The sequence below is a fragment of the Rothia sp. HMSC069C10 genome, from assembly GCF_001812205.1.
GTDB lineage: Bacteria > Actinomycetota > Actinomycetes > Actinomycetales > Micrococcaceae > Rothia > Rothia mucilaginosa.
In genome coordinates, this window is the sequence record NZ_KV808301.1 from 307,899 (window position 1) to 329,129 (window position 21,231).

The 21,231-nt window shown below is 58.7% G+C and carries 17 protein-coding genes and 1 pseudogene; 2 read left to right on the plus strand and 16 right to left on the minus strand.

The features are described 5' to 3' along the window. Positions 1-19 precede the first annotated feature (19 nt). The 11 genes from HMPREF2842_RS06230 to aspS form a co-directional block, all read right to left on the minus strand. Positions 20-955, minus strand: a complete 936-nt coding sequence (locus tag HMPREF2842_RS06230; RefSeq protein WP_070643420.1) for a shikimate dehydrogenase — start codon at positions 953-955, stop codon at positions 20-22. A 291-nt stretch (positions 956-1,246) separates the two neighbouring features. Next, complete coding sequence (gene mltG / locus HMPREF2842_RS06235) at positions 1,247-2,440, minus strand: endolytic transglycosylase MltG (RefSeq protein WP_070643424.1); 1,194 nt, start codon at positions 2,438-2,440, stop codon at positions 1,247-1,249. Further along, positions 2,437-3,000 (minus strand): Holliday junction resolvase RuvX, encoded by a 564-nt coding sequence (gene ruvX, locus HMPREF2842_RS06240; protein WP_070643429.1) that lies wholly within the window; start codon positions 2,998-3,000, stop codon positions 2,437-2,439. The genes mltG and ruvX overlap by 4 nt, the downstream gene beginning before the upstream one ends. 2 nt (positions 3,001-3,002) lie before the next feature. Next, positions 3,003-5,690: an alanine--tRNA ligase gene (gene alaS, locus HMPREF2842_RS06245; RefSeq protein WP_070643432.1), complete on the minus strand. Its 2,688-nt coding sequence runs from the start codon at positions 5,688-5,690 to the stop codon at positions 3,003-3,005. Between the two features lie 132 nt (positions 5,691-5,822). Next, on the minus strand, positions 5,823-6,317 hold the full coding sequence (locus HMPREF2842_RS06250) for a peptide chain release factor 4 (RefSeq protein ID WP_070643435.1): 495 nt from the start codon (positions 6,315-6,317) through the stop codon (positions 5,823-5,825). Continuing rightward, positions 6,317-6,763, minus strand: a complete 447-nt coding sequence (locus HMPREF2842_RS06255; RefSeq protein WP_049350083.1) for a DUF948 domain-containing protein — start codon at positions 6,761-6,763, stop codon at positions 6,317-6,319. Before HMPREF2842_RS06255 ends, HMPREF2842_RS06250 begins: the two co-directional genes overlap by 1 nt. 305 nt (positions 6,764-7,068) lie before the next feature. Next, positions 7,069-7,701, minus strand: a complete 633-nt coding sequence (rpsD, locus tag HMPREF2842_RS06260; RefSeq protein WP_005508739.1) for a 30S ribosomal protein S4 — start codon at positions 7,699-7,701, stop codon at positions 7,069-7,071. 680 nt (positions 7,702-8,381) lie between these two features. After that, positions 8,382-9,911: a replication-associated recombination protein A gene (locus tag HMPREF2842_RS06265; protein WP_070643438.1), complete on the minus strand. Its 1,530-nt coding sequence runs from the start codon at positions 9,909-9,911 to the stop codon at positions 8,382-8,384. Between the two features lie 184 nt (positions 9,912-10,095). Next, complete coding sequence (dtd, locus tag HMPREF2842_RS06270; protein ID WP_012903476.1) at positions 10,096-10,530, minus strand: D-aminoacyl-tRNA deacylase; 435 nt, start codon at positions 10,528-10,530, stop codon at positions 10,096-10,098. Between the two features lie 106 nt (positions 10,531-10,636). Continuing rightward, entirely contained in the window at positions 10,637-11,164 is a 528-nt protein-coding gene (locus HMPREF2842_RS06275) for a P-loop NTPase family protein (protein ID WP_049337468.1), read from the minus strand. 192 nt (positions 11,165-11,356) lie between these two features. After that, positions 11,357-13,129 carry an aspartate--tRNA ligase gene (aspS, locus tag HMPREF2842_RS06280; RefSeq protein ID WP_044145827.1) on the minus strand — a complete coding sequence of 591 codons (1,773 nt, stop codon included), beginning with the start codon at positions 13,127-13,129 and terminating at the stop codon, positions 11,357-11,359. 907 nt (positions 13,130-14,036) lie between these two features. Here aspS and HMPREF2842_RS09370 point away from each other — a divergent pair. Further along, positions 14,037-14,498, plus strand: a complete 462-nt coding sequence (locus HMPREF2842_RS09370; protein WP_246823214.1) for an endonuclease domain-containing protein — start codon at positions 14,037-14,039, stop codon at positions 14,496-14,498. Between the two features lie 371 nt (positions 14,499-14,869). On the opposite strand, the gene hisS is transcribed toward HMPREF2842_RS09370, so the two are convergent. Continuing rightward, entirely contained in the window at positions 14,870-16,231 is a 1,362-nt protein-coding gene (gene hisS, locus HMPREF2842_RS06290) for a histidine--tRNA ligase (RefSeq protein ID WP_049341928.1), read from the minus strand. Positions 16,232-16,533: 302 nt separating this feature from the next. Between hisS and HMPREF2842_RS06295 the strand changes: the two genes are divergently transcribed. Then, complete coding sequence (locus HMPREF2842_RS06295) at positions 16,534-17,802, plus strand: DUF349 domain-containing protein (protein ID WP_070643441.1); 1,269 nt, start codon at positions 16,534-16,536, stop codon at positions 17,800-17,802. Between the two features lie 181 nt (positions 17,803-17,983). Here HMPREF2842_RS06295 and HMPREF2842_RS06300 read toward each other — a convergent pair whose 3' ends face one another. From HMPREF2842_RS06300 to HMPREF2842_RS06315, 4 genes and pseudogenes are all read right to left on the minus strand, one after another. Then, complete coding sequence (locus HMPREF2842_RS06300) at positions 17,984-18,694, minus strand: DUF6318 family protein (protein ID WP_049345490.1); 711 nt, start codon at positions 18,692-18,694, stop codon at positions 17,984-17,986. 126 nt (positions 18,695-18,820) lie between these two features. Further along, entirely contained in the window at positions 18,821-19,558 is a 738-nt protein-coding gene (locus HMPREF2842_RS06305; RefSeq protein WP_070643444.1) for a DUF6318 family protein, read from the minus strand. Between the two features lie 181 nt (positions 19,559-19,739). Then, the gene (locus HMPREF2842_RS06310) at positions 19,740-20,549 is read right to left on the minus strand and encodes a hypothetical protein (RefSeq protein ID WP_246823216.1); all 810 of its coding nucleotides are present in this window, start codon (positions 20,547-20,549) and stop codon (positions 19,740-19,742) included. Between the two features lie 355 nt (positions 20,550-20,904). After that, positions 20,905-21,231: pseudogene (locus HMPREF2842_RS06315) on the minus strand (DUF6318 family protein); the annotation flags it as partial.

The window sequence follows — 21,231 nt, forward strand, 5'->3', positions numbered from 1 at the left end:
GAGTGAAAGCACGCTTTTTTCACGAAACGGAAGCACGAGGCGCAAGATTAACCGCCGCGCACATCGCATTGATTAGACCCAGCAGTTCGGCGGGCTGCAGTTCACGGCCGGTAAACAGCAGCACCTGCTCCACCGCCTGATACAGCAGCATCTCCAGTCCAGAAACCACGGTGCCGCCGTTAGCCTCCCAGGCGCTCGCCAGCACCGAAGGCCACGGGTTATACGCAACATCGAGCAGTACCGGCCGGTGCGTTGCGGAGGCGCCCTTCAGCCCGCTCAGCTGGCTCGCCCACTCATCCGCCGCATGGGCAGGAAGCGTAGACACCACCGGGTGATGACCGCGCTCCGCAAGGTTCTGCGGCAAATCAGCCAGGGAAACCTGCTCCAGCTGAACGCCCAGGCGGTCCGCCGCCTCCTGCACGCTACCGAGCTTATGCAGGGAACGGGCGTACACGCTCACGCGGCGGTACCCCAACGCGTGCAACGCCGCCAAAGCAGAAATAGCGGTCGCTCCCCCGCCCACAATCGCGGCAGAATCCTTGAGTGGCTGCGGCTCCAAACCGGCGTGGCGCAGCGCGTTCACAATGCCGATCACGTCCGTGTTATCGCCCAGCACCTTCTCACCGCGCGGATACACCGTGTTCACCGCACCGGTCACGCGGGCAGTCTCACTCAGCTCATCGCAATACTGAATGACCGCGGTCTTCAACGGCATCGTCACCGACAGACCCGCAATATACGGGGCGTCCTCCGTACCGTCCGGGTGGCGCACACCGTGCATAATCGCCGGCAAATCATCAGGCAGAGTATCGCGGCGATCATAACCCAAATTCTGCTCACCCAAAAAGTCATACGCGGCACGATGCAGCGCAGGCGACAGCGAATGCGCAATAGGGTGCCCCAGCACGTAGGCGCGGCGAAGATACGGGGCTTCGCGGTACGGTTCAGTCTTCATCGATAGATACTCTCTCGCTCTCAACGCTGGGGAACGCTCTCAACACTCAACGCTCGGGGCTTGCGGGCTTGCGGGCTTGCGGACACGCACGCCACGAACCCGCGTTCATGGGCGCACTCTACCCATTTTAAGGGACAAACCAATATTCGGGTATAGCCCAACAACCGAGCACCCCCAACATCCGGGTACAGCAAAGGCGGGTACCTCCCCCACTCTCGTGGAGGCGGTACCCGCCTCAGCAAGGAACCTTCAGTCCAAAGCTACCGAATCATAGCTACCGGCTAAAACCGATTAGCTACAGCGGTTCGGGTGCTTAGAACACCACTGGTTGTACTCTTCAACGTAACGCTGGTGCTCAGCGTAAGTACGGGAGTACTTAGTCTCACCGGAATCCAGGTCCACAGTCACCCAGTAGTAGTACGGGTTCTTCTCAGGAGCCGCAGCAGCCTTAATCGAAGCCAGCTGTGGGGAACCAATCGGACCCTTCGGAAGACCCTTATTCGCATAAGTGTTGTACTTATTGCTCTTATCGGCCTTCTGCTCTTCAGTCAGGTGGTACGAGCGGACACCCAGACCGTAGGTCACGGTCGCATCCGACTGAATCAGACCCGAGGTCTCACCATCGGGGTTGTTCAGGCGGTTCTCAATGATGCCTGCAACCGCCACGTAGTCCTTCGGCTGAGCCTCAAGCTCCACGATGGAGGCAATGGTCAGAACCTCAAAGGTCTTCTGGTCGCCGCTCACGCCGGCTTCCTTCAGGTCAGCCTTGGTCTTATCAACCATGGTCTGAATGACCTTCTTGATGTCGGTGTCCTTCGGGAAGCGGTACTCACCCGGGTGCAACCAACCCTCAATCGAGGGGAAGTTGCTCGGCACACCGTACTGGGTGTAGTTGCTGACCGCGTCCTCAACCTGCTTGCGGGTGAACGCACCATCGGAGCCAGAAACAATCAGATCGATGGTCTCGCTCACGCGCTTACCCTGCGGAATCGCCAGGTACAGTACGTTGCTGTTCGCATCAATAATGGTCGTAATCGCGCTCGAGCTGCTCATGTGCTGCTGCAGTTCATAGGTGCCAGGCTGCAAGTACTTACCCTTGCTCTCTTTGGTGTACACCTCAACGAACTTATCAGCATCAGCAATAACGCCCGCCGCCTCAAGCTCCTGCGCCACCTGCGCGGTGGACTGGCCGGAACGAATCGTGAAGGTCACGGTCGTACCATTGCCGCCACCCGAGTAGTCACGAGTCTTGAACGGGTCGTAGCGAGTAATCAGGGCACCAGAGATGATGACCAGAGCCACGACAAACAGGGAAATTGCGCTCAGCAAAACGGCGCGGCGGCGGCGCTTACGCGCACGCAACGTAGCCACCGACACGATTTCCTGTTCCATCGTAATGCCGGTAATGCCCTTACGTTCATCCTCGGCTGTCGGCCTAAAGAGGTCGAGCCCGCTCTCTTCGGGATGTTTATTCTGTTCGGTCACTGAAGGTTCTCCGTTTCGTTGACGGCACCGACCGTGGTCCCTTCTGACTCGGACGGTCGGTTTTCTTCGTGGGCCGGATCGCTCACCTTGTACCCGGCTACGGACTGCCCTGCCTTGAGGGCATCCAGGCTGTACTGCAAAATATTCACAGCTGCCACCTGGTCAACCATAGTCTTGAAATCTCGGCTGGAAACCCCAGCCTCGTGCAGTGCACGGTGAGCGCTCACGGTGGTGAGTCGCTCATCCACCAGCCAAATGTTAATGTGTGTTTTGTCTTCGGCATCCAGCTCGGAGCGCAGAGCCTGAGCGTACTCCCGAGCCATTTCCGTGGAAGGAGAATCCCCACCACGCATGGTCTTCGGAAGCCCGACGAAAACCTCCACCACCTCGTTCACCTCAATCAGCTTGCGCAGAACGCGGCGGTCAGAGTTCTTCTTCTCGTCGCGGCGCAACGTCTTGAGCGGGGTGGCGAGAATACCGTCGGGGTCGCTGAGGGCGGTGCCGACGCGGGCATTACCCACATCGACACCCATCCGCACTCCGCGCTGGAATTCTGCCATGTTTAGGCCTGAGCCTGTGCGATAGCGTCGCGGACAGCGTCCAGTGCAGCACCAATCTTGGATGCGTCCTGGCCACCACCCTGAGCGACGTCGTCCTTACCGCCGCCACCGCCGCCGAGAACACCGGCAGCGACGCGGACCAGAGCGCCAGCCTTTACGCCAGCCTCGCGAGCACCCTCGTTGGTTGCCACCAGGACGACGGGGCGGCCATTAGCCACACCCACCACGGCGACAACAGCGGCCTCGGAGCCGAAGCGCGAACGCAGATCCAGAGCCAGCTCACGAACGCCGTTAGCGTCCAGTTCGCCAGCGTCATGCGCCAGAACGCGCACGGAACCGATGGTCTGTGCGTTCTCCAGCAGCTTGCCAGCCTCAGCCTGCAGCTTCTCGCGGCGCAGCTGAGCCAGTTCCTTCTCAGCGGCCTTCAGCTTAGACAGAGTCTGGTTAATCTTCTCGGGCAGATCAGCGGAGGACTGAACCTTCATCAGGCCGGTCAGCTGGTTCACCAGGGTACGCTCAGCAGCCAGGTGGTTGAAGGAGTCCAGACCCACCAGAGCCTCAACACGGCGGTTACCGGAGCCAACAGAGCCCTCGGTCAGCAGGGTCAGGGAGCCAATCTCAGCGGACGAACCAACGTGGGTACCACCGCACAGCTCGCGGGAGAACTCGCCGCCGATCTCAACAACACGCACCACGTCGCCGTACTTCTCGCCGAAGAGGCTCATCGCGCCCAGAGCCTTAGCCTCAGCCAGCGGCATCTCACGAGTAATTACCTCGTGGTTATCGCGGATAGCGAGGTTAGCGACCTCTTCCACCTCACGCTTAGCGGACTCGGACAGGCCCTCGCTCCACGCGAAGTCGAAGCGCAGGTAGCCTTCCTTGTTGAAAGAGCCGCGCTGAGTAGCCTCGTTGCCGAGCACCTGGTGCAGGGCAGCGTGAATGATGTGGGTACCGGAGTGTGCCTTCTCACCGTCGCGGCGGCGCTGAACGTCAACCTGTGCCACAACATCGGCACCGGTGTGAACCTCACCCTCACGCACAACGGCGCGGTGGACACTCAGGCCCTTCACGGGCTGCTGAACGTCCTGAACGTCAATGACGAAGCCGTTGCCGGTAATGACACCGGTATCAGCTGCCTGGCCACCAGCCTCCGCGTAGAACGGAGTCTCATCCAGGACAACCTCAATCTTGTCGCCAGCCTTAGCGGCGGGAACCGACACGCCGTCCACCAGGATTGCGCGCAGCTTAGTCTCAGTACGCAACTCGGTGTAACCGGTGAAGATGGAGCCGCGCTCGTCCACGAGCTTACGCAGCTCAGACAGGTCAGCAAACGCGCCCTTCTTCGCCTTAGCGTCAGCCTGCGCACGGTGACGCTGCTCAGCCATCAGCTCGCGGAAGGACTTCTCATCCACCTTCACGCCAGCCTCAGCAGCCATCTCCAGGGTAAGGTCAATCGGGAAGCCGTAGGTGTCGTGCAGAGCAAACGCCTCAGCACCAGAAACAGCGTTAGAGCCGTCCTTCTTAGCGGCAGCAACAGCCTCTTCCAGACGCTCAGTACCGGTCTCAATGGTGTGCAGGAACGCCTTCTCCTCAGCGTACGCAATGCGGGAAATACGCTCGAAGTCGTCAGCAACGTACGGGAACGCGCCCTTCATCGCATCACGCGAAGCCGGGAACAGCACGGGCAGGCAGGGCTCAGTCACGCCCAGCAGACGCATCGCGCGAATCGCACGGCGCATCAGACGGCGCAGAATGTAGCCGCGACCCTCGTTGGAGGGGGTCACGCCGTCAGCAATCAGCATCAGCGAGGAACGGATGTGGTCAGCCACCACGCGCATACGCACGTCGTCCTCGTAGCCCTCGTCCTCAGCGGACTCAGAGCCGTGGTACTTCTTACCGGACAGCTTAGAAGCAGCGTCCAGAACGGGGCGAACCTGGTCGGTCTCGTAGAAGTTCTCAACACCCTGCAGCAGCATGGCAAGACGCTCAACGCCCAGACCGGTATCGATGTTCTTCTTCGGCAAATCACCCAGAATCTCGAAGTCATCCTTACCGATGCCCTCGCCACGCTGGTACTGCATGAACACAAGGTTCCAAATCTCAATGTAACGGTCGTCGTCAGCCGCCGGGCCGCCTTCCTTACCGTACGCGGGGCCACGGTCGTAGAAGATCTCCGAGTCGGGGCCTGCGGGGCCGGGCTGACCGGTGGACCAGTAGTTTTCCTTCATGCCCATACGCTGAATACGCTCAGCCGGGAAGCCCACCTTGTTGTGCCAAATGTCGAAAGCCTCATCGTCACCCTCATAAATGGTGACCCACAGGCGCTCCGGATCCAGGCCGAAACCGCCCTTATCCTGAGGGGTGGTCAGCAGCTCGTAAGCAAACGGAATCGCCTGCTCCTTGAAGTAATCACCGAAGGAGAAGTTACCAGCCATCTGGAAGAAGGTACCGTGACGCGCAGTCTTACCGACCTCTTCGATGTCCAGGGTGCGGATGCACTTCTGCACGCTGGTCGCGCGGGAGAACGGAGGGGTCTCACGGCCCAGGAAGTAGGGAATGAACGGCACCATACCGGCAATGGTGAACATAGCGCCGGGCTCGTTCGAAATCAGCGATGCCGAAGGCACCACAGTATGGCCGCGGGAAGCGAAGAAATCGATCCAGCGCTTAGAAATCTCCTGTGAGAGCATCTCGTTCCTTAGAGTAATCTGTGCGAAATTCTAAATTAGTCTACTGACCTATGGTGCCTGCCCGAGAGCAAAATGGCTAATCGAGCCAGTCTCGTACCGTGGTTTACGGGCGAAAACACCATCTTTTAAAACCTAGTTGAAGAAGCCGTCACCGAGCTGACGGTCACGCGCAATACGCTGCTCACGCGCTCGCTTCTGGGCCTCTTCCAAGGAGGCAATCCCAGCCTCCACCTCAATGAGTTCACGCTCAGCCAAGCGGCGGTTCGTGGACTCAATCTCAGCCGAGCTCATCTGGCGGTCCCATGTATCCAGGGAGCCAGGACGTAGATCCTGCTTCTGGCGCTCCACCTTAGCGTTGAGCTCCATCTCCTTCTCCTGCATGCCCTCACGCACGCGGGCGGCGAACTCAACAGCACGCAACGCATACGGCTGCAGGGGCTTGCCAATCGGCGAATCGAAGAACTTTCCCATCTGAGACTCCGGGTTGAGGGCAAGCTCACCGTGCTCACGCATGAGCAGGGCGCTGCCGGGGGTACGCTGAGCAGGTTCGGAGGCGGCACGCCTGGAAGCGAAGTAACCAACCGCCGCGCCGGCGCCGAGCAGAAGAGCTGAACGAAGCAGACCCATTAGTTCTCACCGCCTGCAGAGTAAGAGGACTGAGCCGAACCGTACTGGCCGCCAGTGTGGGTGTTGCCGGTGTTGCCAGCGGTGCCGTGCGCGTCGCCGGACTTACCGCCGCGGAACGCCTGACGCACACCGTACGAGAAGGACGCAACCTTAATCAGCGGCTGACCCACAGTCGAGGTCACCAGCGAGGACAGCGCAGAAACGTTCGCGGACGCATCCGAAACATTCGAAGTGATGTCGTCAACCTTCTCCAGCTGCTCATTGGTGGTCACCACAGTGCGGGTCACCTCTTCAATGAGAGGGCCGGTGCTCTGGTTCAGCGAACGAATCGTCACGATAAGCTCATCAAACACCTTAGTCAGGCGAATAATGGGTAGCGCAAGCAGAGCCACCAGAATCGCAAAAACTCCTGCTGCAATCAGGCCCGCAATATCTCCGCCGGTCATCTATAACCCCATTCCGCTCAATGCATGATGCTTATCAATAGTCGTACAAAGCTGGACGCCACCGTGGCGTACAGCCGGATTGTGCGTACAGTTCAGGACTGTATACACAGTTCAATCCCCTATTTTAGTCGAAAAATCCTTCAAGCGCCCCCTAAACTCTCATGAAACTCCCAGCGACGGAAGATTCACAGGTTCAGCGGCATCACTGCCCTGTAGTGTATATACCCCAAAAACCCGCGCGTTAAACGGGAACAACCCGCCCCCACCGAACGGTGCAGGACGGGTTGCTTCTCGAAAAATCGAGATTATGCCAGACGCGAGTAGTACTCAACGACCAGCTGCTCGTCGCAGATCACGGGGATCTCTTCGCGCTTGGGCTTACGCTCAAGCTTTGCGTGCAGCTTCTCGATCTCAACGTTCAGGTATGCGGGAACCTCGGGCAGAACTGCCTGGTTCTCACCTGCAGCCGCAGCCTGGAAGGGGGTGGTCTTCTCAGCCTTGGGGTGAACGTGGATCAGCTGGCCGGGCTTGACGTGGAACGAGGGGCGGTCCACGCGAACGCCGTCAACCATGATGTGACGGTGAACAACCATCTGACGTGCCTGTGCAATGGTGCGGGCGAAACCTGCACGCAGAACCAGAGCGTCGAGGCGGGTCTCGAGCAGCTCGACCATGTTCTTACCGGTCTGGCCCTCGGTACGCTTTGCCTCGAGGTATGCGCGGCGCATCTGTGCCTCGCGGATGTTGTACTGAGCGCGCAGACGCTGCTTTTCCTTCAGCTGGGTAGCGTAGTTGGAGTCAGCCTTCTTGCGGGCACGGCCGTGCTGGCCGGGGCCGTAAGGACGACGCTCGAGGTACTTTTCTGCCTTCGGGGTCAGTGCAATGCCCAGGGCACGGGACTGACGCACGGTACGGCGGGTGCGGTTGTGCTTAGCCACAATCTACCTTTCATATGTGAGGCTCCTGCACCCTTGCGGGTGGGGCCTCGGTCTGTTGAATACTGGCCTCCTCGGTTGACCCCGCCGGGATCCGTACGCGACCGGTTCGGTCGTTGCTGTACGGCGGTGGGGCGGAGAGCTCGGGGCAGAGTACCCCGCAGCTACATTACTGACACCCGCACGGATGCGGGCATAGTAATTGCCAGACCCGTCAAGCTTACCGGATGCACCCGGGCTTTACCAGCCTTTTGGGAAATCTTTGGTTCAAATCACTGTGCGTGTGGGTTTTTAATACTTACCCACACGACCCCACAGGAATTATTTATGCCCGTCAGAGCTATTTAGGTGCGACTTCCCCGAAAAATTGCGGCGCTAAGATGTTGGATTGTAATCATTTCGTTATTTTTAACCTGTGTCTTTATGGGAATAGCTTGAATCAGACCCCCATATCGCCTAGACTAGAAACCATAACAAGCTTGGCGTCCGCCCTTCCGGGAAGGCCGACAGCCAAGACGTCTATCACAACTCAAAACTCTGACGCGGTGCGCAGTACTACCGAGGTACTACGCACCGCTTTCTGTTTGCACTCAGTCCTATACGGCTGCCTTCCTGCCGAGGCGCGCCACTCCCCCGGTGGTCAGCACTCAAAGTAGTAGACGGCTCGATGGGAACCACGTAAGCTAACGGGTCGTATCCTGCACCGGAGCCGCATCCAAAATACGGCGAATACGCTCACGACGCTCCGTCAACGTACGCTCAAAACCGTGCTGAGTCGGCTCGTAGTAGACCGTGCCGCGCAGGGTATCCGGCAGGTACTGCTGCGCCGCCACATGACCGGGCGCATCATGGGCATAAATGTACCCCTCACCGTGGCCAAACTGCTTAGCCCCCGCATAATGACCATCACGCAGATGCACCGGAACCTGGCCCGAAGCACCCGCACGCACATCCGCAATCGCACGGTTAATCGCGTTATACGCGGCGTTCGACTTCGGCGCGAGCGCACAATAAATCACCGCCTGCGAGAGGATAATGCGAGCCTCCGGCATGCCCACCAGCGCCACCGACTGCGCCGCAGCCGTCGCCACCTGCAGCGCCTGCGGATCAGCCAGGCCAATATCCTCACTCGCTAAAATCATGATGCGACGAGCCACAAAACGCGGATCCTCGCCGCCCTCTAGCATGCGCGCCAAATAGTGCACCGCGGCGTCCGCATCAGAGCCACGCATGGATTTAATGAACGCACTCACCACGTCATAATGCTGATCACCCGAACGGTCGTAGCGGATCGCGGCGCGGTCCACCGCCTCCGTAGCATGCGCCAGGGTGATGCGCACGGGCGCGGCAGGTTCCGGGTCCTTCTCCCCCGCTTCCCCCGCCGGGTCTTCTGAACCCTCGGCGGAAACGGCAGGTTCTACCGAAACCTGTTCAGCCTCGCTAAACGCAATCGCAGCCGCCGCCTCCAGGGAAGTCAGGGAGCGGCGAGCGTCGCCTCCAGAAACCGCCGCGAGGTGGGCGCGCGCATCCTCATCAATCACCGCCGCACCGTCAAAACCGCGCGGGTCAGCCAACGCACGGTCAATCAGACGCTCAATATCGGACTGCTCCAGCGAATGAACCCGCAACAGTAGCGAGCGTGAGAGCAGCGGCGAAATAATGCTGAACGACGGGTTCTCCGTCGTAGCCGCCACCAGAATCACCCAGCGGTTCTCCACGCCGGGCAGGAGCGCATCCTGCTGAGCCTTCGTAAAACGGTGAATCTCATCGAGGAAGAGCACTGTGGTCGTGCCGTACATGTCGCGGTCGAGTAGCGCCTGATCCATGACCGCGCGCACATCCTTCACACCCGCAGTAATCGCCGAAAGCTCCACGAACTTACGACCCGGCGCACGCGCAATCACATGCGCCAGGGTGGTCTTACCCGTACCCGGCGGGCCGTACAAAATCACCGAGGACGGGCCAGCCGGGCCGGCGTTCTCCCCCGCCAACACGCGCAGAGGCGCACCCGGAGTCAGCAGATGCTCCTGGCCGAGAACCTCATCAATAGTGCGCGGACGCATACGCACCGCCAACGGCGCACGAGACGCCGAACGGGCAGAATACGCACGCGACGCAGAGGCACGCGAGGAGGGCTCCTCAGCGGGCGCACCAATCAGGCTCACGCGGTCCCCGTCATCGGGCAACTCAAGATCAAAGAGGGAATCAGCCATAGTCTTACTCTATCGTTTCACAATCTGGAGGCGGGTACGGGGTGTGGGTATACAGCTGCGGATTTAGCTCGCGGCGTGACACCACACGGGTTTTCGATAGGTTAGTGTCTTCGCCGTGGGTTTTAAACCCCGGGGCAAGGCTTTAAACCCCGGGGCAATCCACTAACCTATCGAAAGCGCCGGCCTAGAGGGTCTCACTATCGAGAATCAGGGTCACCGGGCCGTCATTGACCAGCTCCACCTGCATGTCCGCACCGAACACGCCGGTCTCCACGTGCAGGCCACGCTCACGCAGCGCCTGAACATAGTCGTTGAACAGCGGCTCACTCACCGCGCCGGGCGCAGCGGCAGACCAGGAGGGGCGGCGGCCCTTCTTCGCATCCCCATACAGGGTGAACTGGCTGACCGCCAGCACGGGTGCGCCCTCATCGAGCAGGGACTTCTCCCCCTCCATCAGGCGCAGGTTCGCGGTCTTGTCGGCAAGCTTCGCAATCTGCGCCGCACCGTCACCGTGCGTGATACCGACCAGCACCAGGTAGCCGGGCTGCTCAATCGCGCCGACCGTCTCACCCGCCACGCGCACCGCCGCGCGGGTCACACGCTGAATAACTACTCGCATCGTTCACCTTTCATCATGGAACCGGCATTCGCCGGGCTCATACATCTCTTTCGACACCACTCTCAGCGGCTGGTTTAGGGGAGCCGCAGTTCTAGAGGCAGCCGCCTCAGAGCACGCCGCGCAGCTGCACGGCACGCAAAAACTGGTTCGCCGCCCGCGGGGTACGAAACTCAATAAAACGCTTCTGCAGATGCTGCCCGCGAGCCTCCGCCAGCAACTCCCCGACGTGCGGGTAGCTCCTCCACGTGTACCGAATCATGTTGTCCGGGTCGCGCAGAATATTCTTCAGCGGCGGCTCCACATTATCAGCCCACAGCCTCTGACCCGTCACCGCGCGCCGCACCGTCCGGCGAACCACACGCCACATGACCACCGCACGGCTATAGCGTAGGTAAATCACCACATCCGCACGCTCCAGCAGGCGGCCGCGCACCTGCGGATACTGCCACTCCGTAATCCACGCAGGCCGCTCAATGAGCGTCTGAACATCCGCTTCAAAACTAGGGCGCGGAGTCCAGTTCGGACCCCAATGCAACGAGTCCATCTCCGTATGCGGAATGTCCAGGAGGCGCCCCAACCGCGCCGCGAACGTCGTCTTACCGCTACCGCTCGGGCCGGCAATCAGAATACGCATGCTCCCCTCCCCCTTTGGTTAGTACACAAATCGGCACGCACGCCAGTTGATACAAAAGGTGGGCTGCGACCCTGCACCAGCAGAATACACAGCCCACCCTCAACGGCGACCCCGGCACAACTCAACGCCCGCCGGGTTCACGCCGCACAGGCCCACACCCCTACGGGGCGCACGACCAAAGACTAGAGAAGATTACTCCTCGTCCTTCTTCTTCGGCTTGAAATCAACGCCAGCTTCCTTACGCTGCTCCGGGGTAATCGGTGCAGGAGCCGCAGTCAGCGGATCAAAACCATTACCGGTCTTCGGGAACGCAATAACCTCGCGGATCGAATCAACGCCAGCCAGCAGAGACACAATACGGTCCCAACCGAATGCAATACCACCCATGGGCGGTGCGCCGTACTTGAACGCATCCAGCAGGAAGCCGAACTTCTCCTGAGCCTCTTCCTCACCAATGCCCATCACAGCGAACACGCGTTCCTGCACGTCACGGCGGTGAATACGAATCGAACCGCCGCCAATCTCGTTACCGTTGCAGACAATGTCGTAAGCGTACGCCAGAGCCGAACCCGGGTCGGTGTCGAAAGTATCCATGAACTCGGGCTTCGGGGAGGTGAACGCGTGGTGCACGGCAGTCCATGCGGAGTGACCCAGAGCCACGTCACCGGACTCAGTAGCCTCAGCAGAAGACTCAAACATGGGAGCGTCAACAACCCACACGAAAGACCACTCGCCGTCCTTAATCAGGCCGGTACGGTGACCAATCTCAACACGAGCAGCACCCAGCAGTGCACGGGAAGCCTTAGCCTCGCCAGCAGCGAAGAAGATGCAGTCGCCGGGCTTCGCGCCGGTAGCCTCAGCCAGGCCAGCACGCTCAGCGTCAGTGATGTTCTTAGCAACCGGACCGGTCAGCTCGCCATCCTCCTGAATGAGGACGTAAGCCAGGCCCTTAGCGCCACGCTGCTTAGCCCACTCCTGCCAAGCGTCCAGAGTACGGCGAGGCTGAGAAGCACCACCGGGCATCACAACAGCACCCACGTAAGGAGCCTTGAACACGCGGAAAGTGGTGTCCTTGAAGTACTCGGTCAGCTCAGTCAGCTCCAGACCAAAACGCAGGTCGGGCTTATCCGTACCGTACTTCTCCATCGCATCCTTGTAGGTCATGCGCTGAATCGGGCGGGGAACCTTCACATCAATCAGGTTCCACACAGCCTCAACGATGCGCTCACCCAGCTCAATGATGTCTTCCTGATCAACGAACGACGCCTCAATGTCCAGCTGAGTGAACTCAGGCTGACGGTCCGCACGGAAATCCTCATCACGGTAGCAGCGAGCAATCTGGTAGTACTTCTCAATACCGCCCACCTGCAGCAGCTGCTTGAACAGCTGCGGGGACTGCGGCAGAGCATACCAAGAACCCGGAGCCAGACGAGCCGGCACCAGGAAGTCACGCGCACCCTCAGGGGTGGAACGGGTCAGGGTCGGGGTCTCAACCTCAATGTAGCCGTCTTCGGCCAGCAGGTTGCGTGCCGCACGGTTCGCGTCCGAACGCAGGCGCATGATGCGAGCCGGCTCCGGGCGGCGAAGATCCAGGTAGCGGTAGCGCAGGCGCGCCTCCTCACCCACCTCAACGTGCTCGTCAATCTGGAAAGGCAGCGGAGCGGCAGTGTTCAGCACCTCAACGGCGGACACCTCAACCTCAATCTCGCCGGTCGCCAGGTTCGGGTTCTCATTACCCTCCGGGCGCTTAGTCACCAGACCGGTCACGCGCAGCACGTACTCGTTGCGCAGGTGCTCAAAATCAGCCTCATTGTGGAAAACACACTGGGTGACACCCTCACGGTCACGCAGGTCAACGAAAGCGACACCACCGTGGTCGCGGCGGCGAGCCACCCAACCGGTCAGGGTAACAGTCTCTCCAATATTTGCGGCGGTCAGCTCGCCGTTGGTGTGAGTGCGAAGCACAGACATTCCTTTCATAGCGGGCACCTCACGACTATAGACAGTAGCCGGGTACACGCGGTTGATGATATGCGCACACTGCGTGCGCCTCATATATTGTATCCCCTCCGGGCAGGTCGATGGCAGGTCGGGGCAAGTCAGACGCCAGAAAATGGGGTGCGGAGGCGGGATGCGGGTAGGGCGGCAGGTTCGTGGGTGTCTGCGGTCGATAGGTTAGTGTCTTCGCCGTGGGTCTTTAACCCGGGGTGAAGGCATTACCCTATCGAAAAGCCGCTAACCTATCGAAGTATTACCGGGGAATCCACTCCGCATGCCTGTGGACAAACGCTCATTCTGCAGAACCGACCAAGTTATCCACAGATTTTTGATTCGTCCTGTAACTCCGGCTCAAAACTGGCAGGCTTATGCCATGAACGCAGTAACCCCTCTGACATCAAATGCATCAGTCTCAAATGCTCCTACTAAGTTGCCCGGGATTCCACGTATCGCGGAGCTATACCCTCTCGTGCACACCCCCGCCACCCTTCGTATGCAGGGAATAGGCCCACGCCGCCTCCGTAATCTCATAGCCGGAAAAACCCTGCAACGTATTCGACGAGGAGCCTACATTTACAACCACAACGCAGATCAGCTCAACCCCGACGACCGGCTCCGCGTACGATGCATCGCCGCCCACACCGTAGGGTTTCAGGGAGTATTTTCACACGAGTCAGCAGCGGTGCTGTGGGGCCTTGACCTACTGACCGTTCCGCAGATGCTAGACGCGTACAGCCGCAGTCACTGCGCAACGGACCGGGAACGGATTCACCGGCATAAAACCGCTATTAGCCCTGATGAGGTCACCAGGTTGCCGGGCACATCCATCATGGTTACGACGGTGGCTCGAACGTTGCAGGATTGTGCGCGCAGCATGCCCTTTCGGGAGGCGGTGGTCCTTGCTGACTCCATCATGCGGCGGGGACTGATGGAGCCCCACGAAGTTATCGAGACTCTACTAAACCTCACCGGGTACGGCGGTTCTGCAGGGCCTTTCCTGGCGCAGGCGGTGGATGCATCCAGCGAGTCGGCTGGTGAAAGCCTCACCCGGTGCCTACTCATGGAGCACAGGCTACCCTCCCCCGTATCGCAGTACCCGATTTCGTGCGAGGGTCGTAACTACCGGGTAGACTTCGCCTGGCCCGAGGCGCGGGTCATTCTCGAGTTCGACGGCGAACAGAAATACGTGGACCACCCCGGCAGGGACCGCTACGAAGCCACCCGCGACCGCGCACTGACCCGCGCCGGGTGGACGGTCGTACACCTCACGTGGGCTGACATCTTTAACAAGGAGCTAGAGGTCGTGACCCATTTACGGAATCTACTTCTGAAATAAGCCGGGGTTGGCAGCCGAAGACCAAGGAGCCGGGCGGAGGTGTTCCGTGCGAGGTTGCAGTTTTTCGGTCATGAGTTACGGATTTCAGTCATGACTTAGTGACTCTGGTACGGGTTAAAGACCCTCTCCAAAGTCACTAAGTCATTACCCAAATCAAGAACCCACGGCTGAAGACACTAACCCATGGCGCAAATCAACACAGCACAAATCCGCGCGACCAAAAAGCGCAACAAAAACCCGCCCGGCAGGGAGGTCAGTCCTCCCCACCAGGCGGGTACACATCCATATGCAGGCTTACAAGTAGCCAAATACTACAGCAACCAGATACTACCGCAGGCATTACAGGCCCTCAGATGACAGGCCCCTAAAGATTACAGGCCCTCAGCACGCACAATCTGAACGTGCAGGTCCTCAGCCGGCGGCATCCACGAAGCCGGATCAGCAGCAACCTGCTCACCCGAACGGATATCCTTCACCTCGTGAACCGGGGCACCCGACTCATCCGAGGAAATGAACCACACGAACGGAATGCCGCGCTTCTCAGCGTACTTAATCTGCTTACCGAACTTCGCCGCATTCGCAGACACCTCGCAGGCAATACCGCGGGCACGCAGCGCATCCGCAACATCATTCGCAGCCGACCAGCCCTCATCATTCGTCAGCGCAACAAACACAGCCGAAGGCACCTTACGGCTCGCCTGCGCAAAACCCTGCGACAGAATACGAGCCACCACACGAGTCACACCAATCGACAGGCCAACACCCGGGTACGTCTTCTTACCGTTCGACGCCAGCGACTCATAACGGCCACCCGAGCAGATCGAACCCAGCGACTCGTGACCAACCAGAACAGTCTCATACACGGTGCCGGTGTAGTAGTCCAGGCCGCGAGCAATCGACAGGTCAGCCAGCACCTTACCCGGCGCACGGCGGGACGCCTCCTCAATGACCTCAGCCAGCTCAGCAAGACCCTGATCCAGCAGCTCATGCTCCACTGAATACTTAGCCGCAAGCGCACGCACCTGCTCCACGAAAGAAGCATCCTCAGTGCGGATCTGTGCCAGCTCCAGGGCGGCAGCGGCAGCATCCGCGCTCGCGCCAGCCTCAGCCTGCAGCTCCTCAGCCACACGCTCAGCACCAATCTTCTCCAGCTTGTCAATAGAACGCAGAACAGCCGCAGTATCAGTCAAACCCAAGCCCAGGTAGAAACCCTCAGCCAGCTTGCGGTTATTCACACGCAGCTTGAACTCAGGAATCGGCAGCTTCGACAGCGCATCAACAACGACCAGCGCGAGGGTCACGTCGTAACGGAACGGCAGCTCGCCGTCGCCAACCACGTCAATATCAGCCTGAGTGAACTCGCGGGCACGACCCTCCTGCGGACGCTCACCACGCCACACCTTCTGAATCTGGTAACGCGAGAACGGGAAATTCAGGTAACCGGCGTTCTCCACCACGTAACGGGCAAACGGCACGGTCAGGTCAAAGTGCAGAGCCAGCTTTTCCTTAGCCTTCGCAGCCTCGTCCTCCTGCAGGCGAGAAATTGCGTAAACTTCCTTGTCAATCTCACCCTTGCGCAGCAGCTGCTCAATAGTCTCTACCGAACGAGTCTCAATCGGGGAGAAACCGTGCAACTCAAAAGTCTCACGCAAAGTGTCCAGAACATGATTCTCAACCAACCGCTCAGCCGGAAGATACTCGGGAAAACCAGACAGCGAAGCCTTGCGAGCCATACGCGATACTCCTTGACAAAGAACTCGACAACAAAACCCCGGAACACCTCCGGGCATATCTACCCATCATACCAACACCCACCCCAGCACAGCACCCACTCCCCCAGCTCACCCGACACAAACCCACGCAAACCCGCAGCCGGCAGGTTCGCCCACAACACAACACGACCAGACACTACTCACACACAGCCCACAGAGGCTATGCTTAGGAGGTGCACACGCACACCCAAACGGGTGCCCACCACGGGGAACAGCGCAAAGGCGCCCCACCCCCAGCACCCCCGAGTGAAAGAGTTATAGCGGTGACTACCAAACCCGACGACACTGTAAACCTCGAAAAGGCACGCCAGTACGGCCGCGTCTCCGAGGACGGCCACGTCTTCGTCATTGTCGACGGCGAAGAATACGCCGTAGGCCAGCTGCCCGGCGCCTCCGAAGAAGAAGCGCTCAGCTACTTCGCCCGCAAGTTTGAAAACGTCGAGGCGCAGGTTGCCCTGCTCGAATCCCGCCTCGCCAACAACGCCCCCGCCGCAGACCTGCAGAAGGGCATCACCTCCATCGGTGCACAGATCGGTGTGCGCAATATGGTCGGTGACTACTCCGGCCTGCAGAAGCGCCTCATCACCCTCGCAGAGCAGATTGCTGAACTCGGCGAGAAGCAGCAGCAGGCACGCGCCGAAAACCGTGAACGTGCCCTCGCCGTCCGTGAAGAGATTGTTGCCGAAGCCGAGCAAATTGCCGGCCAGGACCCCGACCAGATCCACTGGAAGAACTCCCACTCCCGCATGAACGAACTGTTCGAGGCGTGGAAGAAGGCACAGCGCGAAATTCACCTGGCAAAGAGCGTAGAGGACGAGCTGTGGAAGCGTTTCCGCGCGGCCCGCACCACCTTCGACCGCAACCGCCGCGCGCACTTCTCGCAGCTGGACGACCGCAACGCACGCATCAAGCGCGCCAAGGAAGAACTGATTGCACGCGCCGAGGAGCTGTCCACCTCGACTGACTGGTCTGAGACTTCCCGCGCATACGGCGACCTGATGCGCGCCTGGAAGCAGGTGCCCCGCGGCCACCGTCGCGAAGACGACAAGCTGTGGGCACGCTTCCGCGCGGCACAGGACGTGTTCTTCAACGCCCGCAACGAAGCCGAAGCAGCGCAGGACGCAGTCTACGCCGAAAACCTCAAGGTCAAGGAAGCACTGCTCGAAGAAGCACGCGCACTCCTGCCCGTCGAGGACATTGAGGGCGCGAAGGCTGCCTTCGAGAAGATCCTGGACCGCTGGGATGCGGCAGGCCGCGTGCCCCGCAACGACCTGCGCCGCGTCGACGGCGAACTGCGCCGCATTCAGGACGAAATCAACGGCGCCGAAGAGGCAAAGTGGAAGCGCAACGACCCCGCCAAGGCGGCACGCGCGAACTCCCTGCTCGCACAGATCGAGGACTCCCTCGCCGAGCTGGAAGCAGAGCTCGCAGCAGCCGAAAAGGGCGGCGACTCCAAGAAGATCGCCAAGGCTAAGGAAGCTCTGGAGGCGCGCCGCGCCTGGGCAGCAACCCTGCAGGGCTTCGGCAACTAGGGTCTAGCAGACGGTCTAAATAACGGTCTAATTAACGCCGAGAAGCCACATGTGTTTCGAAAAGCCACCATTATCGTGGCTTCTCGAAACACATGTGGCTTCTGCATGTCTGCAGTCTGCGGATTGTCTGTGGGATGCGGGATATCTGCGGGGTGCGGACTTTTAGGATCGGCTGGAGGGACTAGTCATCAACGGGCTCATAATTCATGATTTCCCATTTCTGCCCGTTGTGCTTCAGCTCAAATCTAAAGGTGTCATCGGTTTTATCGTCATTACTCCATTTGCGCCAGCTACCGTCAGATTCAACATAAGTCTCGTAATCCCATTCGCGGTACGCCTTCCAGAAATAGGTTTCACCGTCTTCTGACCAGGGGTTACCGTCAGCAAGATAATGGTTTATACCGCCAATGACCCATCCGCCGCTTTTGTAAAGTTCCTCGACGCCTGTATAGGCCTTACGTTCGTCTTCAAAAGTAGGGGACATGAACTTGAAAGCCATCGAGTAATCGCCAGTTTGAGTACCGTAATTACCCCACAAAATCCAGGCATCCATCGTCTTACGCATGCCCTCTAGAGACTTTTCGTTGTAGCCGTCTTCCGGAGCATTGGGTTTCGGTACATTCTGTGCTGGACCGTATTTATCAGCAGGGCGGTACTCGCCATCGGGTGCTTTTGATCCGCCCGAGTAGCCTCGGACAGTAGACGGGGTAGCGCTTGCCGAAGGCGACTCCGACACCGCTACAGACGCCGAAGCCGTTTCGCTCGGCGCTGCGGAGGCGGTGGCTGCCGCCTCGTTATTAGCCTGCTGACTGCAGGCTCCAAGAAGGGTACTGAGACCCATGAGTGCGCCGCCGTTCAACAACGCTCGACGAGTAAGAAAAACGGAAGTCATGGAAGTAGATTCCTTCTATCGGTGTGGTGTGAATGGGGGATGCTGATTAGAAAGCGGAAGATAGAGAAATTCTCGAAGCAAGAATAAGAATTCTTGCGATACTAATAAGTGCTTTATATTTCCTATTTAGTCATCTACTTGTTCAAAATCGATAATCTTCCAGCCCTCAGAGGTGTACTTGAACGAGAACTTCCACGTGTCGTCATCCTTTCTGTCATTCTCGTAAGACTTCCAATCACCGTTAGGTTCAATGTACATAACGTAACCCCACTCCCGGTACGCCTTCCAGAAGTAAGTCTCCCCCTCGATCCAGGGGTTCCCGTCAGCAATGTAGTGATCAAGTCCCGCGATAATCCAGCCGCCTCGCTTGTAGAGGGCTTCAAGACCTTCGTAGGAGTCTAGTAGTTCGGTAAAGCTGCTATCAACGAATTTGCGTGCTTGGCTGTAATCTCCGGTTTGGGCGCCGTAGTTGTTCCATTCAATCCACGCGTTGAGTGTTTTGCGTAGACCTTCATTGGATTTTTCTCGGTATCCGTCCTCAGGTGATGCAGGTTTCGGAACGTTTTGTGCCGGACCGTTAGGGTCAGCTCCGCGGTACTCCCCGCCAGGTGCCTTTGAGCCGCCGGAGTAGCCGCGGGTAATGACCGGGCTCGGAGTAGCTGATGCAGAAGAGGCATCGGAAGCCGCCGTAGAAGCTGAAGCGGAAGTCATTTCGCTCGGCGTGGCGGAGGCGGTCTCGCTCGGTGCTGCCGAGGCGCTCGCCTCATTAGCCGCCTGCTGGCCGCATGCCGCAAGCAGGGCACCAAGACCCAGAAGGGTACCGCCGCTCAACAGTGTGCGGCGGTTCAAAATAACGGAAGTCATGGAAATACATTCCTCGTATCGGTGTGAAGTGTGAATAGGGGGGCTGGTTAGAAACCGGAAGACTAACCAGCTGAAGGGGAGAACCCCGATAGCTGAGAAGCCACATGTGTTTCGAAAAGCCACGAGAATGGTGGCTTCTCGGCGAACATGTGGCTTCTCAACGTAAGACCCACAGTGGACTTTACATGTCGGGCCAGTCACGGTGCAGTGAATACTCCGTGTCCCCGTCACCGTTATCATTCAGGTGCCAGCGCTGACCGGTGCGAATATCGGCCTTGCGCAGGCGCGGGTTCGGGTTATCCTTCTTACCCATCGTGGGGTCGTTCTTGCAGCCCCAGCGAGTGTCGTCGTAGCTGCAGTCACCTGCCACGCGTCCCACATCAACCCACCACACACGCACCAGCAACGGGTCACTGGTCGCCTGCGGGGTCACTTCCATCATCTGCCACGGGCCACCATCCACACGGAAACGAGCCGTGTAATGCACGGTCGCATACGCATGGAAGTTACCCGAACGCTGGTAGGCGTAGCTGGTATCCGTCTGCCTCGGACGCTCACGGGGGTAGGTGGTGACCGGTTTGCCAGCGGTGTAGTTAGTGGCAGTATCGCCGTTGCCGTACTCGATGACATAGGAGGAGGGCATGAGCTCAATTTCGACGTGTCCGGCGAGCATGTCTGCTTCGAGGCGGTAGGGGCCTCCGTCATCGACGTAGAAGTTGATCTGGTCGCCCTTGTAGACGTTGGGGTCGCCTTCTGCTCGGCCAGTGCCTGCGGGGTTGTTGTAGGACTGGTGCAGGGTCGGCTTGCCTGGCTCTAGCGACTCTGCACCGTGGCGGATTTCCTCCATGACTTCTTCGTAGGTCGGGCCGGTGGGACCCGGGCTGTCGGCACTGGTCAGGGTGCGGGTATCGTTGGGAATGCAGCTAGCAGAAGAAGGACTATGTCTGCTTCCACCACGGTCGATAGGAATTCCGTTTTCGTCTACGGTCATGTTTGTATATCCAACATGCCCTACTCGTCCGTCTAGCGTGGTGCAGAAGAAATTGTTGGGGTTGTCTTTATAAGATGTAACATAAAATCCCTCGCGCCGTTTTGTCGTATCTGTTTCGGGGGCAGGCGTTACTGGCTGGTTTGTAACGGAATCAATATCTGAAGCGCTTCCTGTTCTTTCCGTATTTTCATTTCCAACCATTTCTTTAGGAGGAATTTTCTCTTGGCATATGCTAGCAGTATTATTTGATGAACATTCACTCGTTTTTACATCTGCAAATGAGGGGAGAATACTAAGTTGAAATATTTGTATGCTTACAAAAGGGAGGAAGAGAATTTTATGCCACTGCTTCATTTTAATCTTCAACCTTTACATACCCAATAAGCTCCCATTTTTGACCGTTGTGCTTTAGCTCAATTTTATAAGTGTCGTTAGTTTTATCTTCATTGGTCCAAGAGCGCCAACTACCATCAGCCGCGACATAAATCTCCTTTTCCCAGACATGGTAAGCCTTCCAAAAATAAGTCTCCCCGTCCTCAGACCACGGCGCGCCATCAGCAGTCAAGCTTTCAATACCATCAATCACCCAACCACCATGCTGGTAAAGCCTCTCGACACCCTCATAAGCCTCCAACTCGCTCTTAAAAGTCGGCGACACAAACTGACGAGCCATCGAATAATC

Excerpts from the sequence above, each read along its gene's own strand:
- HMPREF2842_RS06230 (WP_070643420.1), bottom strand. The coding sequence starts at position 955 with ATGAAGACTGAACCGTACCGCGAAGCCCCGTATCTTCGCCGCGCCTAC.
- ruvX (WP_070643429.1), bottom strand. The coding sequence starts at position 3,000 with ATGGCAGAATTCCAGCGCGGAGTGCGGATGGGTGTCGATGTGGGTAAT.
- alaS (WP_070643432.1), bottom strand. The coding sequence starts at position 5,690 with ATGCTCTCACAGGAGATTTCTAAGCGCTGGATCGATTTCTTCGCTTCC.
- HMPREF2842_RS06250 (WP_070643435.1), bottom strand. The coding sequence starts at position 6,317 with ATGGGTCTGCTTCGTTCAGCTCTTCTGCTCGGCGCCGGCGCGGCGGTT.
- HMPREF2842_RS06255 (WP_049350083.1), bottom strand. The coding sequence starts at position 6,763 with ATGACCGGCGGAGATATTGCGGGCCTGATTGCAGCAGGAGTTTTTGCG.
- HMPREF2842_RS06265 (WP_070643438.1), bottom strand. The coding sequence starts at position 9,911 with ATGGCTGATTCCCTCTTTGATCTTGAGTTGCCCGATGACGGGGACCGC.
- dtd (WP_012903476.1), bottom strand. The coding sequence starts at position 10,530 with ATGCGAGTAGTTATTCAGCGTGTGACCCGCGCGGCGGTGCGCGTGGCG.
- HMPREF2842_RS06275 (WP_049337468.1), bottom strand. The coding sequence starts at position 11,164 with ATGCGTATTCTGATTGCCGGCCCGAGCGGTAGCGGTAAGACGACGTTC.
- HMPREF2842_RS09370 (WP_246823214.1), top strand. The coding sequence starts at position 14,037 with ATGCCCTTTCGGGAGGCGGTGGTCCTTGCTGACTCCATCATGCGGCGG.
- hisS (WP_049341928.1), bottom strand. The coding sequence starts at position 16,231 with ATGGCTCGCAAGGCTTCGCTGTCTGGTTTTCCCGAGTATCTTCCGGCT.
- HMPREF2842_RS06300 (WP_049345490.1), bottom strand. The coding sequence starts at position 18,694 with ATGACTTCCGTTTTTCTTACTCGTCGAGCGTTGTTGAACGGCGGCGCA.
- HMPREF2842_RS06305 (WP_070643444.1), bottom strand. The coding sequence starts at position 19,558 with ATGACTTCCGTTATTTTGAACCGCCGCACACTGTTGAGCGGCGGTACC.
- HMPREF2842_RS06310 (WP_246823216.1), bottom strand. The coding sequence starts at position 20,549 with ATGACCGTAGACGAAAACGGAATTCCTATCGACCGTGGTGGAAGCAGA.